20 protein-coding genes are annotated in these 21,215 nt (G+C 73.1%); 13 read left to right on the top strand and 7 right to left on the bottom strand.

All coding sequences use genetic code 11. From position 1 onward, the window contains the following. Positions 1-189: 189 nt before the first annotated feature. Positions 190-861: an NAD(P)-dependent oxidoreductase gene (locus tag TCUR_RS04325; RefSeq protein ID WP_012851254.1), complete on the bottom strand. Its 672-nt coding sequence runs from the start codon at positions 859-861 to the stop codon at positions 190-192. Between the two features lie 95 nt (positions 862-956). Between TCUR_RS04325 and TCUR_RS04320 the strand changes: the two genes are divergently transcribed. From TCUR_RS04320 to TCUR_RS26905, 3 genes are all read left to right on the top strand, one after another. Then, complete coding sequence (locus tag TCUR_RS04320) at positions 957-1,337, top strand: winged helix-turn-helix transcriptional regulator (protein WP_012851253.1); 381 nt, start codon at positions 957-959, stop codon at positions 1,335-1,337. A gap of 999 nt (positions 1,338-2,336) precedes the next feature. Beyond that, positions 2,337-5,378, top strand: a complete 3,042-nt coding sequence (locus TCUR_RS26910) for a hypothetical protein (protein WP_041439311.1) — start codon at positions 2,337-2,339, stop codon at positions 5,376-5,378. Between the two features lie 221 nt (positions 5,379-5,599). Then, positions 5,600-5,773: a hypothetical protein gene (locus TCUR_RS26905; RefSeq protein WP_012851251.1), complete on the top strand. Its 174-nt coding sequence runs from the start codon at positions 5,600-5,602 to the stop codon at positions 5,771-5,773. Positions 5,774-5,906: 133 nt separating this feature from the next. On the opposite strand, the gene TCUR_RS04310 is transcribed toward TCUR_RS26905, so the two are convergent. Then, the gene (locus TCUR_RS04310; protein ID WP_012851250.1) at positions 5,907-6,149 is read right to left on the bottom strand and encodes a DUF397 domain-containing protein; all 243 of its coding nucleotides are present in this window, start codon (positions 6,147-6,149) and stop codon (positions 5,907-5,909) included. Then, positions 6,150-6,998, bottom strand: a complete 849-nt coding sequence (locus TCUR_RS04305) for a helix-turn-helix domain-containing protein (RefSeq protein WP_083789771.1) — start codon at positions 6,996-6,998, stop codon at positions 6,150-6,152. A gap of 348 nt (positions 6,999-7,346) precedes the next feature. On the opposite strand from TCUR_RS04305, the gene TCUR_RS04300 reads away from it, so the two are divergent. The 6 genes from TCUR_RS04300 (at position 7,347) to TCUR_RS04275 (ending at position 12,661) form a co-directional block, all read left to right on the top strand. Further along, positions 7,347-7,856 (top strand): ATP-binding protein, encoded by a 510-nt coding sequence (locus tag TCUR_RS04300; protein WP_245536972.1) that lies wholly within the window; start codon positions 7,347-7,349, stop codon positions 7,854-7,856. Positions 7,857-7,915: 59 nt separating this feature from the next. After that, complete coding sequence (locus TCUR_RS04295) at positions 7,916-8,140, top strand: DUF2277 domain-containing protein (protein ID WP_012851247.1); 225 nt, start codon at positions 7,916-7,918, stop codon at positions 8,138-8,140. Between the two features lie 266 nt (positions 8,141-8,406). Then, positions 8,407-8,769 carry an STAS domain-containing protein gene (locus tag TCUR_RS04290; protein WP_012851246.1) on the top strand — a complete coding sequence of 121 codons (363 nt, stop codon included), beginning with the start codon at positions 8,407-8,409 and terminating at the stop codon, positions 8,767-8,769. Between the two features lie 172 nt (positions 8,770-8,941). Next, positions 8,942-10,213 carry a M16 family metallopeptidase gene (locus TCUR_RS04285; protein WP_012851245.1) on the top strand — a complete coding sequence of 424 codons (1,272 nt, stop codon included), beginning with the start codon at positions 8,942-8,944 and terminating at the stop codon, positions 10,211-10,213. Further along, positions 10,210-11,565 carry a M16 family metallopeptidase gene (locus TCUR_RS04280; protein WP_012851244.1) on the top strand — a complete coding sequence of 452 codons (1,356 nt, stop codon included), beginning with the start codon at positions 10,210-10,212 and terminating at the stop codon, positions 11,563-11,565. Before TCUR_RS04285 ends, TCUR_RS04280 begins: the two co-directional genes overlap by 4 nt. Positions 11,566-11,731: 166 nt before the next feature. After that, positions 11,732-12,661, top strand: a complete 930-nt coding sequence (locus TCUR_RS04275; RefSeq protein WP_012851243.1) for a hypothetical protein — start codon at positions 11,732-11,734, stop codon at positions 12,659-12,661. A 31-nt stretch (positions 12,662-12,692) separates the two neighbouring features. On the opposite strand, the gene TCUR_RS04270 is transcribed toward TCUR_RS04275, so the two are convergent. Further along, positions 12,693-13,562, bottom strand: coding sequence for a hypothetical protein (locus TCUR_RS04270; RefSeq protein WP_041439310.1), 870 nt, complete (start codon positions 13,560-13,562; stop codon positions 12,693-12,695). A gap of 1,195 nt (positions 13,563-14,757) precedes the next feature. Between TCUR_RS04270 and TCUR_RS04265 the strand changes: the two genes are divergently transcribed. The 4 genes from TCUR_RS04265 (at position 14,758) to TCUR_RS04250 (ending at position 18,695) form a co-directional block, all read left to right on the top strand. Next, the gene (locus TCUR_RS04265) at positions 14,758-15,330 is read left to right on the top strand and encodes a sigma-70 family RNA polymerase sigma factor (protein ID WP_041439309.1); all 573 of its coding nucleotides are present in this window, start codon (positions 14,758-14,760) and stop codon (positions 15,328-15,330) included. 90 nt (positions 15,331-15,420) lie between these two features. After that, entirely contained in the window at positions 15,421-15,834 is a 414-nt protein-coding gene (locus TCUR_RS04260) for a subtilase-type protease inhibitor (protein WP_012851240.1), read from the top strand. A gap of 66 nt (positions 15,835-15,900) precedes the next feature. Then, entirely contained in the window at positions 15,901-16,656 is a 756-nt protein-coding gene (locus TCUR_RS04255; protein WP_012851239.1) for an ANTAR domain-containing response regulator, read from the top strand. Positions 16,657-16,793: 137 nt separating this feature from the next. Beyond that, the gene (locus tag TCUR_RS04250) at positions 16,794-18,695 is read left to right on the top strand and encodes a SpoIIE family protein phosphatase (protein ID WP_012851238.1); all 1,902 of its coding nucleotides are present in this window, start codon (positions 16,794-16,796) and stop codon (positions 18,693-18,695) included. 45 nt (positions 18,696-18,740) lie between these two features. Here the strand turns inward: TCUR_RS04250 and proS are convergent, their stop codons facing one another. The 3 genes from proS to TCUR_RS04235 all read right to left on the bottom strand — a co-directional run bounded on the left by proS (position 18,741) and on the right by TCUR_RS04235 (position 21,003). Further along, entirely contained in the window at positions 18,741-20,189 is a 1,449-nt protein-coding gene (proS, locus tag TCUR_RS04245; RefSeq protein WP_245536971.1) for a proline--tRNA ligase, read from the bottom strand. An 88-nt stretch (positions 20,190-20,277) separates the two neighbouring features. Next, positions 20,278-20,679: a DUF2795 domain-containing protein gene (locus TCUR_RS04240; protein WP_012851236.1), complete on the bottom strand. Its 402-nt coding sequence runs from the start codon at positions 20,677-20,679 to the stop codon at positions 20,278-20,280. A gap of 90 nt (positions 20,680-20,769) precedes the next feature. Beyond that, on the bottom strand, positions 20,770-21,003 hold the full coding sequence (locus tag TCUR_RS04235; protein WP_012851235.1) for a DUF6158 family protein: 234 nt from the start codon (positions 21,001-21,003) through the stop codon (positions 20,770-20,772). Between the last annotated feature and the right edge of the window lie 212 nt (positions 21,004-21,215).

Raw genomic sequence — 21,215 nt, 5'->3', positions numbered from 1 at the left:
TGCCCCATGAAAAGGACGTTACTGCGCATGGCGGCCGCCCGCCGCCCCACCCGCTCTTATTGACAAAGAGTCGGATAGATCCGCTTCCGGGTTCCGCGCCCCTGCGGAAGAGCCCAGGGCGGACCGCCGAGATGACCGAAGACCGGCCGGTTCATCGAGCCGCCGGTGCTCCGGGCCGCCGCGCAGAGTTCACGAGAGGTTGAAGACCGCGATGCGGGTGCGGTGGTGGCGGGGCGTTTCGATCTCGTCGATCACCGCCACCGCGAGATCCGCATACGACAGGCGCGCCGACATCGGCGGGGCGGTCTCGCCGCCGGTCCGGTAACGGCCGGTTCGTGGGCCGTCCGCCTCCAGCAGCGCCGGCGGAGTGAGCATGAGCCAGTCGACCGGCCCGTCCTGCTCCCGCAGCCGGTGCAGGCCGGCGGTATGCGCGGCGGCGAACGGCCTGATGTGCGCGGGAAAAAGCGAAGGGTCATCCATTATCAGACGGCCGTCGGCGCCTTTGAGATTGGCGAAAAGACCGATCGTCACCAGCCTGGGGACGCCCGCTTCGGCCAGCCCGGCGAGCAAGGCGTCGACGGCCTTGACGAAGAATTCCGGGTCGAGCGCGGAAAAATCCTGTTGCGGGCCGCTGAAGGGGGTCACCGCGCAGACCGCGGCGTCGTGGCCGCGGACGATGGAGAAGGTGCGTTCCGCGTCGGTGACATCGCCTCGCACCAGCGAGACGCCCGTGGCCTCCAGGTCGCCGTATTTGCTCGGATCGCGCACCACCGCGGTGACGCGATGCCCGCGCCCGCGGGCTTCGGCGGTGACGGCCCGCCCGGCCCTGCCGCCCGCTCCGAAAATGACGATGCCGCTCATGTCGCTCCGTCCCGGCCGGGAATTTCCCCGCCGGAACGAGACGGTATCCACCGGGCGCCGGTTACCTCAAAGATACCGAGATAGCCTTCTTTGCCATGGCCGCTCCCTTGGACCCGCAGATGTTCGATCCCATGTGCCCTTCCAGCGCCCTGCCGTTTCAGATCGGCGACAAGTGGACCGGGATGATCGTGCTCTGCCTGGAAGGGGGGCCGCGGCGGTTCGGCGAGCTCAAAGTCCCGCTGCACGGCATCACCTCGAAGGTCCTCGCCCAGACCCTGCGGGCCATGGAACGCGACGGCCTGGTGACCCGCACCGTCTACGAGGAGAACCCGCCCCGCGTCGAGTACGAACTGACCCCGCTGGGACGCAGCCTGCTGACCCTCATCGCCGCCGCCCGCGCCTGGAGCAGGGAGCACCTGCCCGCGCTGCTGCAGGCCCGCCGGGCCCATGACGCGGCGGCGGACCCGTCCCGCTGAAGCGGTCTTCTGCTCTCACGTCTCCGGGAGGCCGACGTCCGGGCAGGCGCCGTGGACCTCCTCGACGTCGCCGCGGATGCCGGTGCCCTGCCCCACCGGGCAGTCGCCCGGGCCGAGCCGGTGGCGGACCCGGTCCCGGCCCGGGCCGCCGTAAAAGGTGACGAAAGAGGTCTCCTGGGGCCGGCGGGTGGCGCGGCGCTCGAAGGTGACGCGGTCCGCGCCCGGGCCGGAAGGTGATCACATCGTCGCCGTCCCCCAGGTCGGCGAAGACGGAGATCGGCCTGCCGTCGGCCGTGCGGCAGACGACCCGGGCCGCAGGGCCGGTCCGGCGGCAGCCCTCGCCGGTGGTGTGAACGTGCCACGGGCGAGGCCGGAAGTGGAGCTCGTCCTCGGCGGGCATGCCGATTCCACATGGTCGGCGACGCCGCTTTCGGAGGCCAGGACCGCCACGCCGCCGACGATGCGCAGTTCTCCGGCCAAGGCCGCGGCCCGCGCGGAGGAGGCGGGCATCGCCGTGAGGGCGAGCGCGGTGGCGGCGAGCGCCACGGCCCGGGCGGAGATCGCCGGCGCCTTCCGGTCACAACATCCGGGAGCCGGAGACGCGGGGTGTGAGAAGCAGGGCGGAGGCCCTGCCGTCACAGGTGTCCGCGGGGGTGCGGGGGCATCGTCATTCCGGGGCGCATGAGGGGCGTGTGAATGAGACGATGTGATCATGAAAGCCGGTCGCCGCGGTGAGGGCCGCCCGCGCCGCATGCCGGCCGGCCGGCGCGGGGAACTCCACGGCGGCCGGGGAGCGTCCACAGAATGCAGGGACGGTCACCGCAGGGTGCGCAGCGCCGCCGTTCGGGTGCCTTCGCGGCCGAACGTGAGACGCTGACCTCGGCGGAAATGGAGATCACACCAGGCGATCCGGGTTCGAGAGGAACCATGGAAACGGCGCAGCACCCAGCAGAACCGGAAGGGCCATCCGGCAGGCCGCCGTCTTCGCTCCAAGAACGGGTGAAGGCCGTCTTCGGCCCGGTGGCCGAGCTGCTGGAACGGCTGGAGACGCCGCGGGCGCCGGGATCGTCCGGTACGAGCGCGGCGCCGCGGCTGGAGGCCGTCCGGGCGCTGCTGGACGGGCAGGTGTGCGGAGAGTGGGAGGACCTGGCGAAGCTGCTGGTCGACCCGGCCGCGCTGGTGCGGCGCTCCGGCCCCACCGGCACGCTCGCCGCCCCCGTCCTCCCCGACGACCCGCGGGCCTTCTTCTATGAGGACTACCGGCTGGGGGTGGTCCCGCCCGCCCCCGAACCGCCGCCCGCAGAGCCCGAAGAGCAGATCACCGAGCCGATCCCGGCCTCTGCCGCGGAGATCGCGGAGGCGGCGCTCACCGGCCCGCCCGCCTGTTTGGTGCGGGCGGCGGACGGGCCGGAACGCACGGCGCTGCTGGCCGGGATCGTCCGGGAACTGGCCGAGGCCGGGCGGCGCGCGCTGCTGCTGGCGCCCTCCGGTGAGCAGGCGGCGGGGCTGCTGGCGGCGCTGCGCGACATGCCGCAGGTCGGCGTCCTTGCGGCCGAGCCGTCCGGCGATCCGGAGCGGCCCGATGCGCTCACCGAGCTGCGGCGGCTGCGCCGGGAGCTGCTGACGCTGGAGCAGTGGCCGCGCGACCGGGCCGCGCTGGAGGAGCTGCGGGCCCACGACGAGCGGCGCCGCGCCGAGCTGGCGGCGGCCGAGCAGCGACTGGCAGAGGAGATCGAGGCCGCCGGGCGGCGGATCGAGACCGCCGACCAGGAGAGCGCGCAGGCCCGCGAGCACCTGGCGGAGGCCGCGCAAGAGCATGACCGGCTCGCCGCGGAGGCCGAGCGGGCCCGGGCCTCCTGGCGCGACCTGCAGGACATCGCCGACCACGCGGCCCGGGAGGCCGACGCCCGCACCCGGGAGGCCGACGCCCTGGAGGCCCGGCACCGGGATCTCGCCGAGCAGGCGCTGCGCTGCGAGCAGGAGCTGGAGGCCGCCCGCGACCGCCGGGCGCAGCTGACCGACGAGCTGGAACGGGCCCGGGCGGCCCTGCCGGAGGCCACCCGGGAGACCGAGCAGCTGGCCGCGGCGGCCGCCAACGCCACCGCCGAGCAGCACGCCAGCTATTACCGGCTGGCCGCCGCCGAATCCGCCCACGCCGCCCAGCGCCGCCGGCTGAGCTGGGGGCAGCGGCTGCACGTGGTCCCGCTGCCGCCGGAGGTCGAGCAGGCCCGGCAGCTGATCAAACAGCGCCGCCGCGAGGCACAGGAGGCCGCCGAGCGCGCCCGCTCGGCCGTGGAGGCGCACCGGCGGGCCGAGGCGCTGCGGGGCGGGCTGACCAGGTTCATGGCCGAGGCCGAGCAGGAACTGGCCGCGCTCGGCCGGACCCAGGAGCAGCTCACCGAGCGCCTGGCCGCCCTGGTGGCCGAGCGGGATGCCGTCCACGCCGACATTCAGCGGCTGTCGCCCCAGGTCGCCGAGGCGGTCGAGCACGCCGCCCAGACCGCCGCCGCCGCCCGGCAGGCCGGCCGGCTGGCCGCCGAGGCCGAGCAGCGCGCCGCCGCCGCCCGGCAGACCCGCGACGAGGCCGCCGCCGCGGCCGAGCGCGCCGCGGCCGAGGCCGCCGAGGCCCGCTCCCGGCTGGCCGCCTTGGAGTCGGAGCTGGAAGGCCACCGCGCCGACGCCGCGGCGCAGATCGCCGACCTGGAGAGCGAACTGCGCGCCCTGACCGAGGCCGAGGAGCACTCCCGCGCCCGGGTGCGGCAGATCTGCGGCACCTTTGGGGAGGTCTCCCCCGAATCGCTGGAGGAGCAGCGCGCCCGCACCATGGCCCGCATCGAGGAGCTGGCCGCCGTGCTGGAGTCGGCCGACCTGCTGCACGCCACGCCGCTGGGCTTCGGCCGGGGCCCCTACTCCCGGGGCGCCTCCTTCGACACCTTGATCGCTTTGGAGGCCGACCGTATCGGGGACGCCGACCTGCTCATCGGCGCCGTCCGCGCCCGCCGCTGGATCCTGGTGGCCGACGGTGCGGGGCGGCCCCCGCTGCCGGACGAGGGTTCCCGGGCCGTGCCGGATCTCGATCCCGCCGTCCGCCGGGCCGCCGCCGATCATCTTGCGCGCAGCGCCTTCGAGCGCTGTCTGGACGCCGCTCCCGCGCTCTGCCGGGACCTCGTCACCGCCGACGCCACTCTTCCGCTGAGCGCGCTGGAGGAGCCGGACGAGGCCGCCCGGACAGATGCCGCGGCGGCTGAACGGCCCGTCTCGCAGGAGGCGCCCGGCGGTGAAGGGTTCTCCCCCGTCGATGACGAGCAGCCCTCTGTCCGTCCCGACGATCCCACCCGTGCGTTGCCCGCCTCGCCCGCCGGTGTTCCCTCAGAAGGCGCGTCCGCCGGGGAGGGAACGCCTGCGGACGAGACGCTTCCCCTCGAGGTTTTCTCTCCCTCGGCCGAGGAGGGCGCCGGTCACCGGCCCGGGGTGGACGGGCGCCCCGCTGCTGTGGAGGAGGACCCCGCCGCCGCTCCCCCACCGCCGGGTGAGCGGTCCATCGCCGGTTCGGGTGGCCTTCGCACGGACGCAGAGGGTGGGGAGCGGCCTTCGGGAGAAGAGCAAGTCCCCCCTGGTTTCGATGATTCCGGCTACAAGACCGGGGGTTCGACCACCGTTTCGGCGGCTGGAGTCCGGGTGGTGAGCGACGAATCGGCCGATGCGGCCGGTGCTCATCCTGTGGAGCAGGCCCGGGGAGAAGACACCGATGCGGCCCGTCCGGCGGTGGACGAGCAGGCGGAGCCCCGGGCCGGTGATTCTCTCAGCGCGCCGGGCGGTCCCGCCGGGGAGAAGGCGGACGAGCAGCGGTCCGCGGCGGATGAGGCGGAGAACGTGGGGCCTGAGGACGCCACCGTGCCGATCAGCGCTCTGGCGGAGGAGACTCCGGTGGAGGGCGCCGGTGCGGACGAGCAGCCCGCAGATCGGCCGGCTCCGCAGGCCGGCGACGCCCCGAAAACAACGGATGCGGAGACCGGCCGCGGCGAGCGGCAGGCGGGGTGAGCCCGGCCGGGAGCCGAGCGGTTCCGCCGGGCAGCCTCTCCTCGGATGCTGAATAAGTTTTATTGATTATCCAGTCAGACCGGGTTTCCGTCCCCATGTGCGAGGTATGCCCGCTGTGCCGGAATTCACCGTTCGAAGATCTCGTACAACGGAATAGAGCGGCGATCTTGCACGTTCCGACCACCCACCGACCGACCGTGTGACCTCAGGGAGGCACGAAAGTGACCAACAGCAGCATCCCTCGTCCCAAGCCGGGTCGCGAACGGCGTCCCATCAGGTCCACCTCGCTGCGGGCCCTGGCGGTGGCCGCGCACCTGGAACGCGGCCTCGCCACCGAGGGGCCGCCGGGCCGGGACGAAGAGGCCACCGAAAAGGCCGGGCGTCGGCGGAACTGAGCCGGAGCGCGCCGGCCGGGGGCGCGGCCGTCCCCGGCCGGCGTCCTCCCGCCCGCCGGCGCACAAAAGAGCCCCGCCACCGGTGCGGCGGGGCCGTGGGGTTTCGTGCGAAGGAGCCTGCCGAAGGCCGGCGCTAGTTGGCGGCGATCAGGGGATCGAAGTCGCCCTCCTTGGCACCGAGGATGAGCGCCCTGATCTCCGGCCGGGTGTAGATGAGCGCCGGTCCCTCGGGGTACCGGCTGTTGCGCATCGCCACGGCCCCTCCGGGGAGTTCGGCCATCTCAACGCAGTTGCCCTGGGAGTTGCTGCGCCGGGACTTGTGCCACCGGGCCCCGCGGAGCTCGGTGGCGGGCATTCCGTTGTAGGTCTTGAGCATCTAAGTCTTCCTGAGAAGTTCGTCGAGCATCTCGATGGTGCGCTCCGGGGTCTCGCTGTCGACGCACAGGCGCTCCATCGCCTGCAGATAGGTGTCGACATCGTCGCGTTTGTCCAGGTAGAGCGCGCCGACGAGATTCTCGACGTACACCACATCCGGCAGGTCTGGCTCGGGAAACCGCAGGATGGAGAACGCCCCGCCCTCGGCGGCGTGACCGCCGAAGCGGAACGGCATCACCTGGATGGTGACGTTGGGCAGCTTCGACATGGCGATGAGGTGCTCGAACTGGCTCCGCATCACGCTGGGGCCGCCGATCACCCGCTTGAGCACCGCCTCGTCGAGCACCGCCCACAGTCGGGGAGCGTTGGGGCCATGCAGCCGCTGGGCGCGCTGCATGCGCACCGTGACCCGATCTTCGATCTCCTGCTCGGGGGCACCGGCGTTGCCCAGGCGGATCACCGCCCGCGCGTACTCCTCGCACTGGAGGAGGCCCGGCACGAACTGGCACTCATAGGTGCGGATCATGGCCGCGGCCTCTTCCAGCCCGACGTAGGCCTGGAACCACTTGGGCAACACGTCGTTGTAACGGTGCCACCATCCTGGGGCCTTGGCGTCCCGCGCCAGTTGCAACAGCGCCTCCCGCTCCGCTTCGTCGGTGACCCCGTACAGCGTGAGCAGGTCGGCCACGTCTCGCTCTTTGAAACTGACCCGCCCCAGTTCAAGACGGCTGATCTTGGACTCCGACGCACGGATGACATACCCGGCTTCCTGCCGGCTGACGCCCTTGCTCTCGCGCAGGCGGCGCAGCTGGGAGCCGAGCAGGATGCGACGCACCGTGGATCCGGGCATCGCCCCAGGTGCCGGCGTCTGCGGAGTCACGCAACCCTCCCGCTAGATGGCGGACAGCGCACTAAGTGCGCCACTCCCATGTCGTTTTTTGGGGGCTACCTCCGATCTTGACCCCGGCCCGCATGCACAATGTGAATGCACGTGCATTGGGCCTTGCATTCGCACGCTACGATGCGCAGGATAACGCACGGGACTTCCGAGCCAGGGCTACACCACGAGATCACTCTGCGGGGTCTGGGGATGACGTCACACCACACACGCGAGGAGCCGCGGTGGGGGTGGGCCTCCGTCGTTTCGGCCGGATGCGGGCCCACCGGAACCGCGGTCCACAGCACCGCCTCGACCCCGGTGCCCGAGTCCCTCGAGCTGGCCCCTGCCGTCGAGCAGGGGCTTCGCATGATGATCGACGACGCGGCGGGAACGGCCTGCTTCACCGTCTGGCCCGATCCCGAGTCGGTCACCGCGGCGCGGCACTTCACCACCCGGCGGCTCAGCGACTGGAACATGGACGCCATCGCCGACGACGTCGCGCTGGTCGTCACCGAGCTGGTCACCAACGCCCTGCGGCACAGCGTCCCCTCCCACGATCACCTCATGCCGATGGACCGGCCGTACCGGCAGGCGCCCGGCCGGGGCGGCGCGATCCGGCTCCGGATGCGCCGCCGCCGCTCCGATCAGTCCCTGTGGCTGCTGTGCGGCGTCTTCGACGGCTGCCGGCAGGCCCCGCGGCGCAAGGAGCCCGACTACATCGCCGAGACCGGACGGGGCCTGCACCTGGTCGACTCCTTCACCCACTCCTGGGGCTGGCGCGGCCTGCCCGACGGCAAGGTCGTCTGGGCGCTGTTCCGCCACCCCTGAAAGCGGCGGCGGCACCGCCGCCCACCGGCGCTGTCGGTGGGCGGAGAAACAATCGAGGCATGTGCCGCAGCATCAAGACGCTCCGACCGCCCTTCCAGGACGAGGTCACCGACGCGGACATCCGCGCCGCCGCCCTGCAGTACGTCCGCAAAGTGTCCGGCTTCCGCACGCCGGCCGCCCACAACGCCGAGGCCTTCGACCGCGCGGTGGCCCAGATCGCGGCGGCCACCGCCGAACTGCTGGCGTCCCTTCGGATACGCGGCCGGGCCCAGGGCGGAGAGTGAACCTTTTCCGAACGCATCGCTTCCGCAGACCGGAACGGGTGGCCCCGGCAAGGGCGATGTGATGCCCTGGACGGAAAGCAGCCAGAACGCTCCCGCAGCGCCCGCTCCCGGCTCCCGAAGAAGTTCATCGGGCGACCAACGAGAAGGCGGCCCGGGTTCATCTCCGGATAACACCCGGCCGCCTGGGTATGGACTGCAACCGCACCGCCGGGCAGCCACCGGCGCAGACCCGGCCGCCCCGATCGATGGAGGACACAGGAGTGCCCGTGGAATTCGCGGTTGAGCAACGCGTCGACAACGGCGTCAACATCGTCAAGGTGTCCGGGGAGATCGACGTCTTCAGCAGCCCTCGGCTGCGCGAGATGTTGCTCGACGTCATCGACAAGGGACCGCTGCGCCTCGTGGTGGACCTCAGCGACGTCACCTTCCTGGACTCCACCGGCCTGGGCGTCCTGGTGGGCATCTACCACCGGCTGCGGGCCCGCAACGGCTCGATGTCGTTCGTGGGCGCCAACGACAGGGTGCGCCGGGTCTTCCACATCACCCAGCTGACCAAGATCTTCTCGCTGTACGACACCCTGGAGGAGGCGCTGGCCGCCGAGCGGGCCGACACCCGCACCGGTTCCTGACTTTCCCGGCCTTCCGTCCCGCGCCATGCGGCATCGGCCCCGTCCCGTGCCGTCTCATATGTCCCGCGGCGGCCTGCGACCCCCGTCCGGGCAGGTACCGTGAGCCTAGATCAAGGGGACGCCGTGCCCCGGCCGCATCCGGCCGCGGGCATCGACGGGACGGGAGCGTTTCGTGGCCGAACAGCCGCTGCATGAGCACACGCTCGCCAACGGGCTGCGCGTGGTGGTCTGCGAGGACCATGTCGTGCCGCTGGCCGCCGTGAACATCTGGTACAGGGTGGGCTCGCGGCACGAGCAGAACGGGGTGGACGGCAAGAGCCGCACCGGGCTTGCGCACCTTTTCGAGCATCTGATGTTCCAGGGCTCGGCCAACGTCGCCGAGGGCGAGCACGCCGCGCTGCTGGAGAGCGCCGGCGCCACGTTCAACGCCAGCACGTCGTTCGAACGCACCAACTACTACGAGACCGTCCCGGTGAGCCACCTGGAGCTGGCGCTGTGGCTGGAGGCCGACCGGATGGGCACGCTGCCGGCCGCGCTGACCCAGGAGAACCTGGACAACCAGCGCGATGTGGTCAAGAACGAACGCCGCCAGCGCTACGACAACCAGCCTTACGGCACCGCCTTCGAGCGGCTGTGCCGGCTGACGTTCCCGCCCGGCCACCCTTACGCCCACACCCCCATCGGCTCGATGGAGGACCTGGACGCCACCACCATCGAAGACTGCGTGGAGTTCTTCCGCACCTGGTACGCCCCCGGCAACGCGGTGCTGTCCATCGTGGGGGACGTGGACGCGCAAGAGGCGATCGCGATGGTCGAGCGCTACTTCGGCAACATTCCCCCCGGGCCGGCCGCGCCGCCGCCCCGCCCCGGCGACCTTGAGCCGCTGACCGGGATCCGGCTGGAGGAGGTGGACGAGGAGGTGCCCTCGGCCGCCTACTTCGCGATGATGACGCTGCCCAGCGACGGCGGCCCGGAGATCGAGGCCGCCGAGATGGCCGCCGAGATCCTCGGCGGCGGCTCCGGCTCGCGGCTGTATGACCGGATGGTGCGCCGCGACCAGATCGCCACCGAGGTGTGGACCGGGGTGACCCGGCTGGTGGACGGCCCGTCGCTGGCCATCGTGGAGGCGATCGGGCCGGACCCGGCCCGCATCTCCGATGTGCTGGATGAGGAACTGGCCCGCTTCGCCGAGGAGGGACCCACCGAGGACGAGGCGGCCCGGGCCGCCGCGCAGGCCGAGCGGGGGCTGCTGGAACGCATCGAGACGGTGGCCGGGCTGGCCGACGCGCTGTCGGCCAACGCCACCCAGTTCAACGACCCGGCGCGCACGTTCACCGCCGCCGAGCGGGCCGCCGCGGTCACCGCCGAGCAGATCAAGGACGCGGCGGCGCGCTGGCTGGCCCCCGGCGCCCGCACCGCTCTCAGCTACGGAGGCAGCAAGTGACCACGCTGATCCCGGACTTTCCGGCGCGCCCCGTCCCCGGCCCGATGCCGGCCTGGGCCTTCCCCACCGGCGTGGCCGGGCGCATCCCCGGCGGCCCGGCCACGCTGCGCTGCGACCTGCCGGGACGGCGCCTGGCGGCGGTCCGGCTGGTGCTGGACGCCGGGGCCGGCCGGGAGAGCACCGGGCAGGACGGGGTCGCCGCGCTGACCGCCCGGGTGCTGCTGGAGGGCACCGAGCCCGGCGGCGGCACCAAGCTGGCCGCGGCGTTCGAACGGCTCGGCGCCAGCCTGCACGCCTACACCGACCTGGCGGCGCTGCGGGTGCTGCTGGACGCGCCGGTGACCCGGCTGGAGAAGGCGCTGGAACTGCTGGGCGAGGTGCTGCGCGGCCCGGCGCTGGACGACGCCGATACCCGGCGCCTGGTGCGCGAGCGGCTGGAGGAGATCGCCCAGGAGGACGCCGCCCCGGCCTCCCGGGCCATCCGCGAGCTGCGCGCCCAGCTGTTCCCGGCGGGCAGCCGCCCGGCCAAGCACACCGACGGCTCCAAGGAGTCGGTCGAGCGGCTGACCGGTGAGCAGGTGCGGGCCTACTACTCGGCCATCGACCCGTCCGAGGGCACCGCCGTGATCACCGGCGACCTGACCGGGGTGGACGCCGAGGGCGCGCTGGCCGCGGCGCTGGAGGGCTGGCGGGCCACCGCCGCTCCCCTGCCGCCCCCCGACACCGCGCTGCCCACGCCCGGGCCGCGCCTGGTGATCGTCGACCGGCCGGGCTCGGTGCAAAGCTACCTGTGCGTCGGTCACGGCGTGCCCGGCCGCGACCACGCCGACTGGCCGGCGCTGACGGTGGCCTGCCATGTGCTGGGCGGCGGGCTGACCTCCCGGCTGAACGCGCTGCTGCGCGAGGAGAAGGGCTACACCTACGGCATGCGCGCCGGGCTGGTGCGGCTGCGGCACTGCGGGATCTTCGTCGCCCAGGGCGCGGTGCACACCGAGGTCACCGCCGACGCGCTGACCGACATGCTGGGCGCGCTGCGCAGCGTCCTGGAGGGCGTGGGCGAGGGCGAGTGCCGGACGGCGGTGAGCGCGCTGGCCGACTCGGCCCCTTCCGACTATGAGACCGCCCGTGCGGTGGCCTCCGAGCTGGCCGACGCCGCGTCCGCCGGGCTGGGCGCCGACTACCCGCGCCGCTACCTGGAGGATCTGCGCGCGGTGACGGCCGATGGGGTCACCCGCGCCTATGGGGAGCACATCGACCAGGACGCGCTGACGGTGGTGATCGTCGGCGACGCCGGCAAGATCCGCGGTCCGCTGGAGGACCGCGGGCACGCCCCCACCGTCGTGGAGGGCTGAAGCGGGCCGGGCCCGTGCGCCTCCACCCGGGGGCGTGCGGGCCCGGCCGCCGCATGGGCGCCTCCGGCCCGCGACACGCGGAACATACCGGGCCGACCACCGATCGGGGCGGCGGGCCGGTAGTGGATGGTTAGGGTCGTGTCGCAGCGCTGTCCCGAGGAGCGGTATGACCACCTGGATCGTGATCCTGCTCTGCCTGGCCGTCGCCGGGCGGGAACTGTATCTGGCCTTCGACCGCAGGCTTCCGCAAGCCCAGGCGGAGATCCGGGAGCTGCGCGGACGGGTGGAGGAGCTGACCCGACTGCTGGAGCAGGCGCCGCCGGAGACGGCGCAGGAGGACGAGCCCGCCGAATCTGCCGAGCCCGCCGCACCCGCCGACGAGGCGGAGCGGGCGCCCGAGCCCGGGCCGCTGACCCGGCAGGCGCCGCCGGCCCCGGCCGCGGCGAGCGCCGCGGCGGCCGTCTCCACCGCCCTCATCCGGCGGCTGGAGCGCGAGCTGGGAGAGGTCACGGCCCGCCTGGCCGCTCTGGAACAGCAGGTGGCCGCGGCCCGCTCCGCCGAGGCCGCCCGGGCGGACGCACTGGATGAGCTGGAGCAGGCGGTCGCCACCCTGTACCGGGAGATGATCGAGCGCCTGGAGCGGGAGGGCGGCCTGGTGCGGGGCCGGCTGTCGGCCGCGGAAGAGGCGCTGGAGCCGGTGCTCACCACCGCCTATGAGCGCTGCGTGCGCGAGATCGGGCTGCGGGTGCGCGCCAAGGAGTCCACCGGGACGAGCCCATGGCGGACCGGCTATCTGCTGACGGGGCGGGAGCCGGCCGGGGAGGTGGCCGCGCGCCTGGCGGCGCAGGCCCGGGCGCTGCCGGGTGATGAGACGAGCGCTCCGCTGCACGCGCTGCTGACCGAGCTGTCCCGGCTGCAGGGCACCGGGGCGGCGCAGATCGGGGCGTTCACCGCCGTGCGCGTCCACGACGCGCTGATCTGCGGGCTGCTGGAGGAGGAGCCCGACAGGGCCGACCCGGCGGAGCTGGCGGCCCGCCTGGAGGGGAGCGCCACGACGGTGCGCTGGGAGCCGGAACTGTTCCCCGCCCTCGACTAGGCCCCCCGCCTCTCGGCCGGGCCTGCGGCGGTCACGGCCACAGCATGCGGATCGACGCCCGTCCCGTGGTCGCGTCCTCCTCCACCAGGAAGCCCAGCGGGCACCAAGGCCGCCGGGCCGCGTCCACATACAGCACCAGCGCGAGCCCCAGCGCCGGGTCGATGTAGCCGACATGGCGCAGGGCGCGCAGCTCCGCCCGGGTCTGCGGCCACGACTCCGGCCGGGCCGGGTCATACAGCGCCCACGTCACGGTCCGGCAGGCGTGCCGCCACAGCGAACCGGCGGTGACCACCCGCCGGCCCGTCCGGCTCACATCGGCGACGATCACCACTCCGGCATCGGGCCCGCCGTCCGGCGCCGCCACCGCGGCATCGGTGCGGTCGGCGGGGTCGCGATCGGGTTGCGCCGGCCCGCCGAACGGCCGGTACAGCGACTGCGGGTTGAGCGTGTCGATCACCAGCACGCCGTGGTGACGCTGCCGGAACCCCGAGGGGGCCGCCCGGCCCGCTTCCACGCCCAGCGCCGTCCATCCGGGTTCACGGCGGTCCGCGGCGCCGTATGCGGGATCGCCGAGGAGGCGCCCGGCACCGGCGGAGCGCGTGCTCAGATCGAGCACCAGGCCCTGCTCGCCGGTCCAGACCGGGAAGGGCGCCCCGCCGTCGCCGCCGGAGGGCAGGAAGACCGCGCCGAGCAGCTCCCCGATCCGGCCGATCAGCGCCGCGGCCACGCCCAGCCCGGGGAAGGCCCCGTCGGCGACGACCAGCATGGCCTTCCAGGTGACGGTGGCGGCGAACGACCGGATGAACTCGCCCGGCAGCAGCGGGTCAAGCCCGCTCTCCGCCTCCGCCGGGGTCACCTGCTTCGGCGTCTGCGCGGTGGGCTCGGCCGACAGCCCGCGCAACGGCGCATACGGGCCGGGTTCTGACGGCTCGGCTTCCGGCGCCGTCCCGGCGGGCTCGGTGGACGGGCCCCCGGGCGATGCCGGATCGGAGACCTCGTCCGAAGGCCCGGCCTCCGACCCATGCGGCGGCGCATCCGAACGAGGTTCCGGGCTCGTCTCAACGGGCTCGGCGGACAGGCCCCGCGAAGGCACCGGCGAACCCGGCTCCGAGGTCCCCCTGGAGAGCCCGGCGGACAGGTTCCCAGGCGATGCCGGGCCGGAGGCCTCGCCCGAGGAGCCGGTCTCCGACCCATGCGGCGGCGTGTGGGAGTGGCGCCTTGGGGCCTCCTCCGGGGAGGTCGCAGCGGGCTCGGGGGACGATTCCAGCCAGTCCTGCAACGGCGAGGAGGCGTGGAGCTGCGACAAGTCCCGATCGTCCAGGGGGCCGGGCTCGGCGGGGCGCTCCGGCGGCGGTGAAGGCGGGGAGTCGCCGGTCACCGGTGCCCAGTCCTGTGCCGCCTCGGGAGGGGCGGAGGCGTCCGGCGCGGCGGACGCCCGCGGGGTTCCCTGAGCGGTCGTCTCGGAGGTCGGTTCGGGACGCTTGGGGCGCGGGGGGCCGTCCATGGTGTCGATCGTCGGGCCGATCGATCGTCTGTGGCAAGTCAGCCGGTCGAAGCGGGTCACGAAGTCGGCCGTGAGCGGGGCGGCCGGGCCGCATGAGCCCTTCTAAGACCGCCGGCATGCCGGTGGTCTCCGGCCTGCCGGTCCGGCGGGAACCCCGTCGCCGAGGGGGGTTTTACCTGGTGTGATGCACGGCACGGGATTCTCTTGTCCGCTGATGGAACCCTTTTACCCGTCTGCGGCGTCCTATTAGGCAGAACTGAAAGACACGAGCGACCGCGTCCCGACCGCAAGCGGCTCGCGGCTCCCGGCCCGCGGGACCGCCCTTCATCGGCCGCCGCGCGGCGCTCATCCGGCCTCCCGCCCCGGTGAGGCCGACGACCCTCCCGCGCCGGCTCCATCCCGCGTGCTCGAAAGCCGGTTTCGAACCCGTGGGCTGGGCAGGACGTACATCACGACGAAGGCGACGTACGTCAGGGAGCTCACCACTTCCCCGGCAGGCGCCCGGGGCGGAACCCCGCCCGGGTTCCCAGGACCACATCCAAGCAAGGGGGCGGAAGGGGACCGCCCAGTGATCAGCGATACAGGAGCGATGATGGCCGCAGTCGCCGAGCCGCGCGAGGATCGCCTTGCGCGTTATGAGCGCGACGTGCTTCCGTACACCGACCCGCTCTATGCCAGCGCCGTGCGCATGACCCGCAACACCGCGGACGCCGAGGACCTGGTGCAGGAGACCCTGGCCAAGGCGTACGTGAACTTCCACCAGTTCAAGGAAGGCACGAACCTCAAGGCCTGGCTGCATCGCATCCTCACCAACAACTTCATCAACTCCTACCGCAAGAAGCAGCGGGAGCCGCAGCGCGCCGGCCAGGACGAGATCGAAGAGTGGCAGCTGGCCCGCAGCGCCTCCCACTCGCCCGGGTTCCGCTCGGCCGAGGCCGAGGCGCTGGACCGCATGCCCGACTCCGCCGTGGTGGCCGCGCTGCGGGAGCTGCCGCGGGAGTTCCGGGACGCCGTGTACCTGGCCGATGTGGAGGGCTACTCCTACAAGGAGATCGCCGAGATGATGGGCACTCCGCTCGGCACCGTGATGTCGCGGCTGCACCGCGGCCGCAAGCAGCTGCGCGAATCCCTGGCCGACTACCGCCGTCCCGCGCTGGCCGCCTGAGCCGGCGCACCACCGACCCCCAACGACCTAAGGTGACGCTCTCGATACATTGGGTGACGACCATTGTTCGTCCACCCTCGGGGAGCGTCGATGTCCCACCTGATCGCCACTGTCGTCACCGGCGCGGCGCTGGCCGTGCTGCCGCCCGCGGGGAGCGCGCCGGAGGCCGATCCGGCGCAACACGGCCGCCCGGCCGCGGCCGGGACGGCGCTCCGGCTGACCGTCAGCCACCCGGAGGCCGCCGCCGCCACTCCCCGCTCCGTCACGCTGTCGTGCGACCCGCCCGGCGGCAGCCATCCGCGTGCCGCGCAGGCGTGCGCCGACCTGGACCGCTCGGGCGGCCGGATCGTCCGGGAGCGGGAGGAGGCGATCTGCACCACCGAGTACCGGCCGGTGACGGCCCGGGCCACCGGGATGTGGCGGGGACGCCCGGTCACGTTCGTCCGCACGTTCCCCAACCCGTGCGTGATGGCCGCCCGCACCGGCGCGATCTTCCGCTTCTGAGGCCCGCGGGCCGCCCGGCCCCGTCCGGACTGGGACGGCGGGTCACAAAACGATAACGTGGGTCACATGTCCACTTCGGACACCGTCATCACCGACGAACTGGCGATCGAGATCGCCCGGCTCGGCATGGTCCGCGAATCGTCCGATGTGGCGACCTTGCACCGGGTCACCCAGCTGGCCTCCCGGGCGGTGGCCGGCTGCGCGGGCGCCACCAGCCTGCGCTGGGCGCTGGACGAGTCGCCCGAGCCGCTGGTGGCCGCCAGCAGCCATCCCGACCTGGCGGAACTGGTGGACCTGCAACTGGCCCGCCGCGAAGGGCCGCTCTTTGACGCGGTGCGCGACCGCCGCCCGGTCGGCTGCGACGACACCCTCGCCGAGACCCGCTGGCCCGGCCACGTGGCCGCCATGCTGCGGCGGGGGGTGCGCTGCTTCATCACCACCGTGCTGGAGTACGAGCAGGTGCTGGTCACCTTGACCGTCTACGGGGTGGTGCCGGGGGCGCTCGACCCCAGCCGGCAGGCCCTGGCCTCGCTGCTGCTGGCCCAAGGCGGCGCTGCGGTCTCCAACACCCGCCAGTTCGGCGACGTGCACCGCACCGCCGTCCAGCTCCAGCAGGCGGTGGAGGCGCGGGCGGTGGTCGACCAGGCCAAGGGCATCTTGATGCACGCGCTGGGCTGCGACGCCGAGCGGGCCTTCGCCGAATTGCGCCGCATCTCACAGACCCGCCACGTCAAGCTGACCGCCATCGCCCAGCGCATCGTCTCCGGCCAGGGACTTTCCGAAGTCCCGCCACCCGGCCGCGACGACGGGCAAGGCGGCTGAAGGGCTTTCGGGCAAAAGGCGCCGACGTTCATCGCCGCGCAGCACCCCACCCCCCGGAATAAGCTGCGCTCATCAGCCCGTACAACGGGACTCGGGGTACGCGGCGCCGAACAGGTGAGCGGCGTAGGGAGCGATGCATGCCGGAACAGCTCGAACCGGGCGTCCTCATGCGTGAGATCAGCGACCTGGAGGAGCGGATCGGGGAGCTGCGGCAGGCCGCGGCCATGCCCGACCCGGACCTGCGGGCCACGCTGGAGGCCGCCCTGGTGGAGCTGGAACTGGCCCTGGCCGCGCTGCGCACGCTGGGCACCGGCCAGTCCGCCGGCGACGGCCGCATCAGCGCCGCCGAGTCCGAGCGGCGGGTGCTGCGCACCGTCTTCCAGGACGCCCCGGTGCCCTTGTTCCTGCTGGACCGCGACGGCAGCGTGCGGCGGGTCAACCGGCAGGCCGCCACACTGCTGGGCACCTCCCCCGGCTATGTCTCCGGCAAGCCCTTCAGCGTCTTTTGCGACCTGCCCGGCCGGGCGGCGCTGCGCTCCCAGCTGGCCGCGGTGGTGCGCACCGGCCGCCGCCGCCAGGCCCACGTCCGCTTCCTGAGCCGCGGCAAGCCCGTCGAGGCCGTGGTGACGCTGGCCAGGGTGTGGATCCGGGGAGAGCCCGAACCGATGGTGGTGGCCGCGGCCGGTCCCGTCCCCGGCCAGGCGCCCGTCCCCGACCGGCCGCCGCCGCAGCGGGCCGAGGACGAGGCCGTCGCCACCGTGGTGCACCGCATGGACGTGCTGGCCACCGCCAGCGAGATGCTGCTGAGCGAGCCGCTGTTCAACGAGCAGGTGGCGATCCGCCGCTGCGCCCGGCTGCTGGCCGCCGAACTGGCCGACTGGGTGCTCATCGACGTGGCCCCCGACACCGCCTCCGGGCACGCCCCCGAGGCCCCCGAGCTGCGCCGCCAGGTGGTGGTGGGACCGGGCGGGGAACGGGCCGCCGAGCTGACCCACGCGCTGGAGGAGCTGGACCCGCTGCCCGGCACCCTGCCGCACTCGGTGTTCACCGGCCGCCAGGGCGCCCTGCACCCGCACGTCGCCGAGCTGTCGATGCTGGGCGAGCTGCCCGACGGCAGCCCGGTGTGCGGGGCGATCAGCGCGGCCACCGTGGTGTGCGTGCCGATCGAGGACGGGCAGCGCTGCCTGGGCGCCATCACCGTCACCGGCAGCGGCGAGCACGGCCCGTTCGACCTGATGGACCTGGGGGTCCTGCAGCGGCTGGGCCGCTACCTGGGGCTGGTGGTGCGGGCCGCCCGGCTGTACCGGCACCGCTCGCAGGTCGCCGCGTCGCTGCAAAACAGCCTGCTGCCCAAGGCGCTGCCGGCCATCCCCGGGGTGGAGGTGGACGCCCGCTACCTGACCGCCACTCGCGGCGGGGAGATCGGCGGCGACTTCTACGACGTGTTCGAGACCGCCACCGGCTGGGGCTTCGTCCTCGGGGACGTGTGCGGCAAGGGCGAGGAGGCCGCCGCGGTCACCGCCGCCGCCCGGCACGGGGTGCGGCTGCTGTCGCGGTGGAAGACCGAGCCGGCCGAGGTGCTGAGCATGGTCAACGCGGCGCTGCTGAACGAGGACCGCTTCGTCACCGCGGTGCTGGCCGGGCTGGAGGTGCTCGACAGCGGCATCCGCCTGACCTTGAGCACCGCCGGCCACCCTCCGGCGATCGTGGTCCGCCAGGACGGCATGATCCGCACCACCAGCGGCGGCGGGGTCCCGATGGGGTTGTTCGAGGACTTCGAACCGGCCATCGAGTCCATCGAGCTGGCCGCCGGCGACACGGTGTTCCTGTACTCGGACGGCGTGGTGGACGCCTGCGACATGAAGCGCGAGCGCTTCGGCCACGAGCGGCTGATCGAAACCCTGGCCGCCGCCGCCGGCCAGCCGGTCCGCGAGATGCTGCTGGCCGTGGAACGCGCCCTGATGGACTTCTGCGACGGCGACCTGGGCGACGATGTGTCGATCCTGGCACTGCGCGTCCTGCCGCAGGCCCTCAACTGACGGCCGGGACCGCCGCGGGCGGCCCCGGCCGTGCGTGCGTCTTCGTCAGTACGCCTTGCCGAAGATCAGGCGCTTGCCGTAGGGGGAGGGACGGCCGCACTTGACGCAGTCGCCCTGCTCGGCCGGGCCGTCGGCGGGGATGCAGCGGGGCGTGGCGGCGGTGTCGGCCTTGATGTCGTCCTCGCACTCGGTGCGCCCGCAGTGGAAGGCCAGCGCCCAGCCGCCGGAGACCTGGGCGCCGAAGTCGTCCCAGCTGTCCACCGCCCGGGTGTGCTCGTTGCGGAACGCCTCGGCGCGGGCCAGCAGGAACGCCTGGAAGTCGGCCAGGATCTGCGGCAGCTCTTCCGGCAGCCGCGCCAGCGGGATGGTCTCCTTGCCCTGCCCCTCGGCGGTGGGCAGGCGGCGGGCCAGCGTGCCCACCCCGTCGGCCAGGTCGCGCGGCCCGATCTCGATGCGGATCGGCACCCCGCGCATCTCCCAGTCGTTGAACTTGAAGCCGGGCGACAGCTGCGGGCGGTTGTCGTCCACGTGCACCCGGATGCCCATCGACTTGATCGCCGCGCCCAGCCGGCGGGCCTCGGCGGCGGTGGCCTCGCCCTGCTCCTTGCGGCCGATCGGCACGATCACCACCTGGTAGGGCGCCAGCCGCGGCGGCAGCACCAGGCCCTTGTCGTCGCCGTGGGTCATGATCACCCCGCCGATCATGCGGGTGCTCATGCCCCAGGAGGTGGTGTGGGCGTACTGCAGGGCGCCTTCCTCGTCCTGGTACTGGATGTTGAACGCCTTGGCGAAGTTGGTGCCCAGGTAGTGGGAGGTGCCGGCCTGCAGGGCGCGGCCGTCGCGCATCATGCCCTCGATCGTGTAGGTGCGCACCGCCCCGGCGAACCGCTCACCGGCGGTCTTCTCCCCCGGCACCACCGGCATGGCCGCCAGCTCCCGCGCCACCGCGGCGTAGGTGTCCAGCGCCCACTCGGTCTCGCGCATGGCGTCGGCCTCGTCGATGTGGGCGGTGTGGCCCTCCTGCCACAGGAACTCGGTGGTGCGCAGGAACATCCGCGGCCGCAGCTCCCAGCGCACCACGTTGGCCCACTGGTTGAGCAGCAGCGGCAGGTCGCGGTGGGAGTCGATCCACTTGGCCATGTACTCGCCGATGACCGTCTCGGAGGTGGGCCGCACCACCAGCGGCTCCTCCAGCTCCTTGCCGCCGGCGACGGTGACCACGGCCAGCTCGGGAGAGAAGCCCTCGACGTGCTCGGCCTCGCGCCGCAGGTACGACTCGGGGATGAACATCGGGAAGCAGGCGTTGTCGTGCCCGGCCTCCTTGATCCGCCGGTCCAGGTCGGCCTGGAGCAGCTCCCAGATCCGGTACCCGTAGGGGCGGATGACCATCGTCCCGCGCACCGGTCCGCGGTCCACGAGCTGCGCCTTGACGACGACCTCGTTGTACCAGGCGGAGAAATCCTCGCTCTGCGGCGTCACACCTTCACGACTCACGCAGACGAGGGTACTCACTTCCCGCCCCGCCGCAGGCGCGGACGCCGCCACTGCGCCCTGATCCGGCCGTGCCCGGCCCTTCGCGGGCTCAGATGCGGCGCTGTTCGGTGTGGATGCCGATGGCTCGGGCGATCTCGCCGACGTTGTGGAACTGGCGGTCCTTGGGCAGGCCGGTCATCGCGACGATCATGTTGTCGGGGGCGTGGTTGCGCTCCAGGAACGTCAGGATCCGGCCGCGGTCGGTGGGGTACTGCAGGGGCGCCAGCACCTGGGCGATCTCCGAGCGCCACTCCACCTCACGGGCGGTCATGCCGGGAGCGCCGCCGCGGCGCTCAGGCGGCATCTGGGCCGACCCGCGGGGCGTGTCGGCCGGTTCCGGCTGCCTCCACTCCTCGGCGTGAGCGGGGCCGCCGCCGCGGATCATCCCCTCGGTCTCGCGCTTGAGTTCCTCGTCCGCGTGCGGGCCATGCTTGGCGCTGTCACGGGGCATGAGCCGTGTCCCCCTCAATTGACGGTCCGGCCCTGCGGGGGACGGGGCGGGACCTGGGCGTGGAAGTCGAAAAAGCCCGGCCGGGCCGCCTCATGAGGACAGGGTCCTGGCCCGCGCGCCGGAACGCAGCCGCTCGGGATGGATCTCGCGGCCGGGGTGGCGGCGGATGTACTCGGCCTCCAGCTCGGCCGTGCGCCGGGTGTGCTCGGCCAGCGCATGGTCGGAGCCGTGCCGCAGCGTGTCCATCCGCGTGATGTAGAGCCTGCCCAGCTCGCGCATCAGATCGGCTTCGCTGAGCGCCGCGGGTTCGACGCCTATCGCCATGGAGCCTCCCTCACCGGAACACCGACTGGATTGCAAAACACCCCTACCCACCTGCCGGTGGGCAAACGTCCCGGACGCACATGAAGGCGGCCGGCCGGCGGCCCGGGCGCGGTCACCGGGGCGGACGCCCAAAGGAGCGGCATCCCCGCGGAACCGGCACGAGCGGGGCGGAATCGTCAGAGATCACGAATCAGTGGTCACCTGGGGGTGAA

It is taken from the genome of Thermomonospora curvata DSM 43183 (assembly GCF_000024385.1).
GTDB classification, from domain to species: Bacteria; Actinomycetota; Actinomycetes; order Streptosporangiales; family Streptosporangiaceae; genus Thermomonospora; species Thermomonospora curvata.
This window is presented reverse-complemented; position numbering and strand designations above follow the sequence as displayed.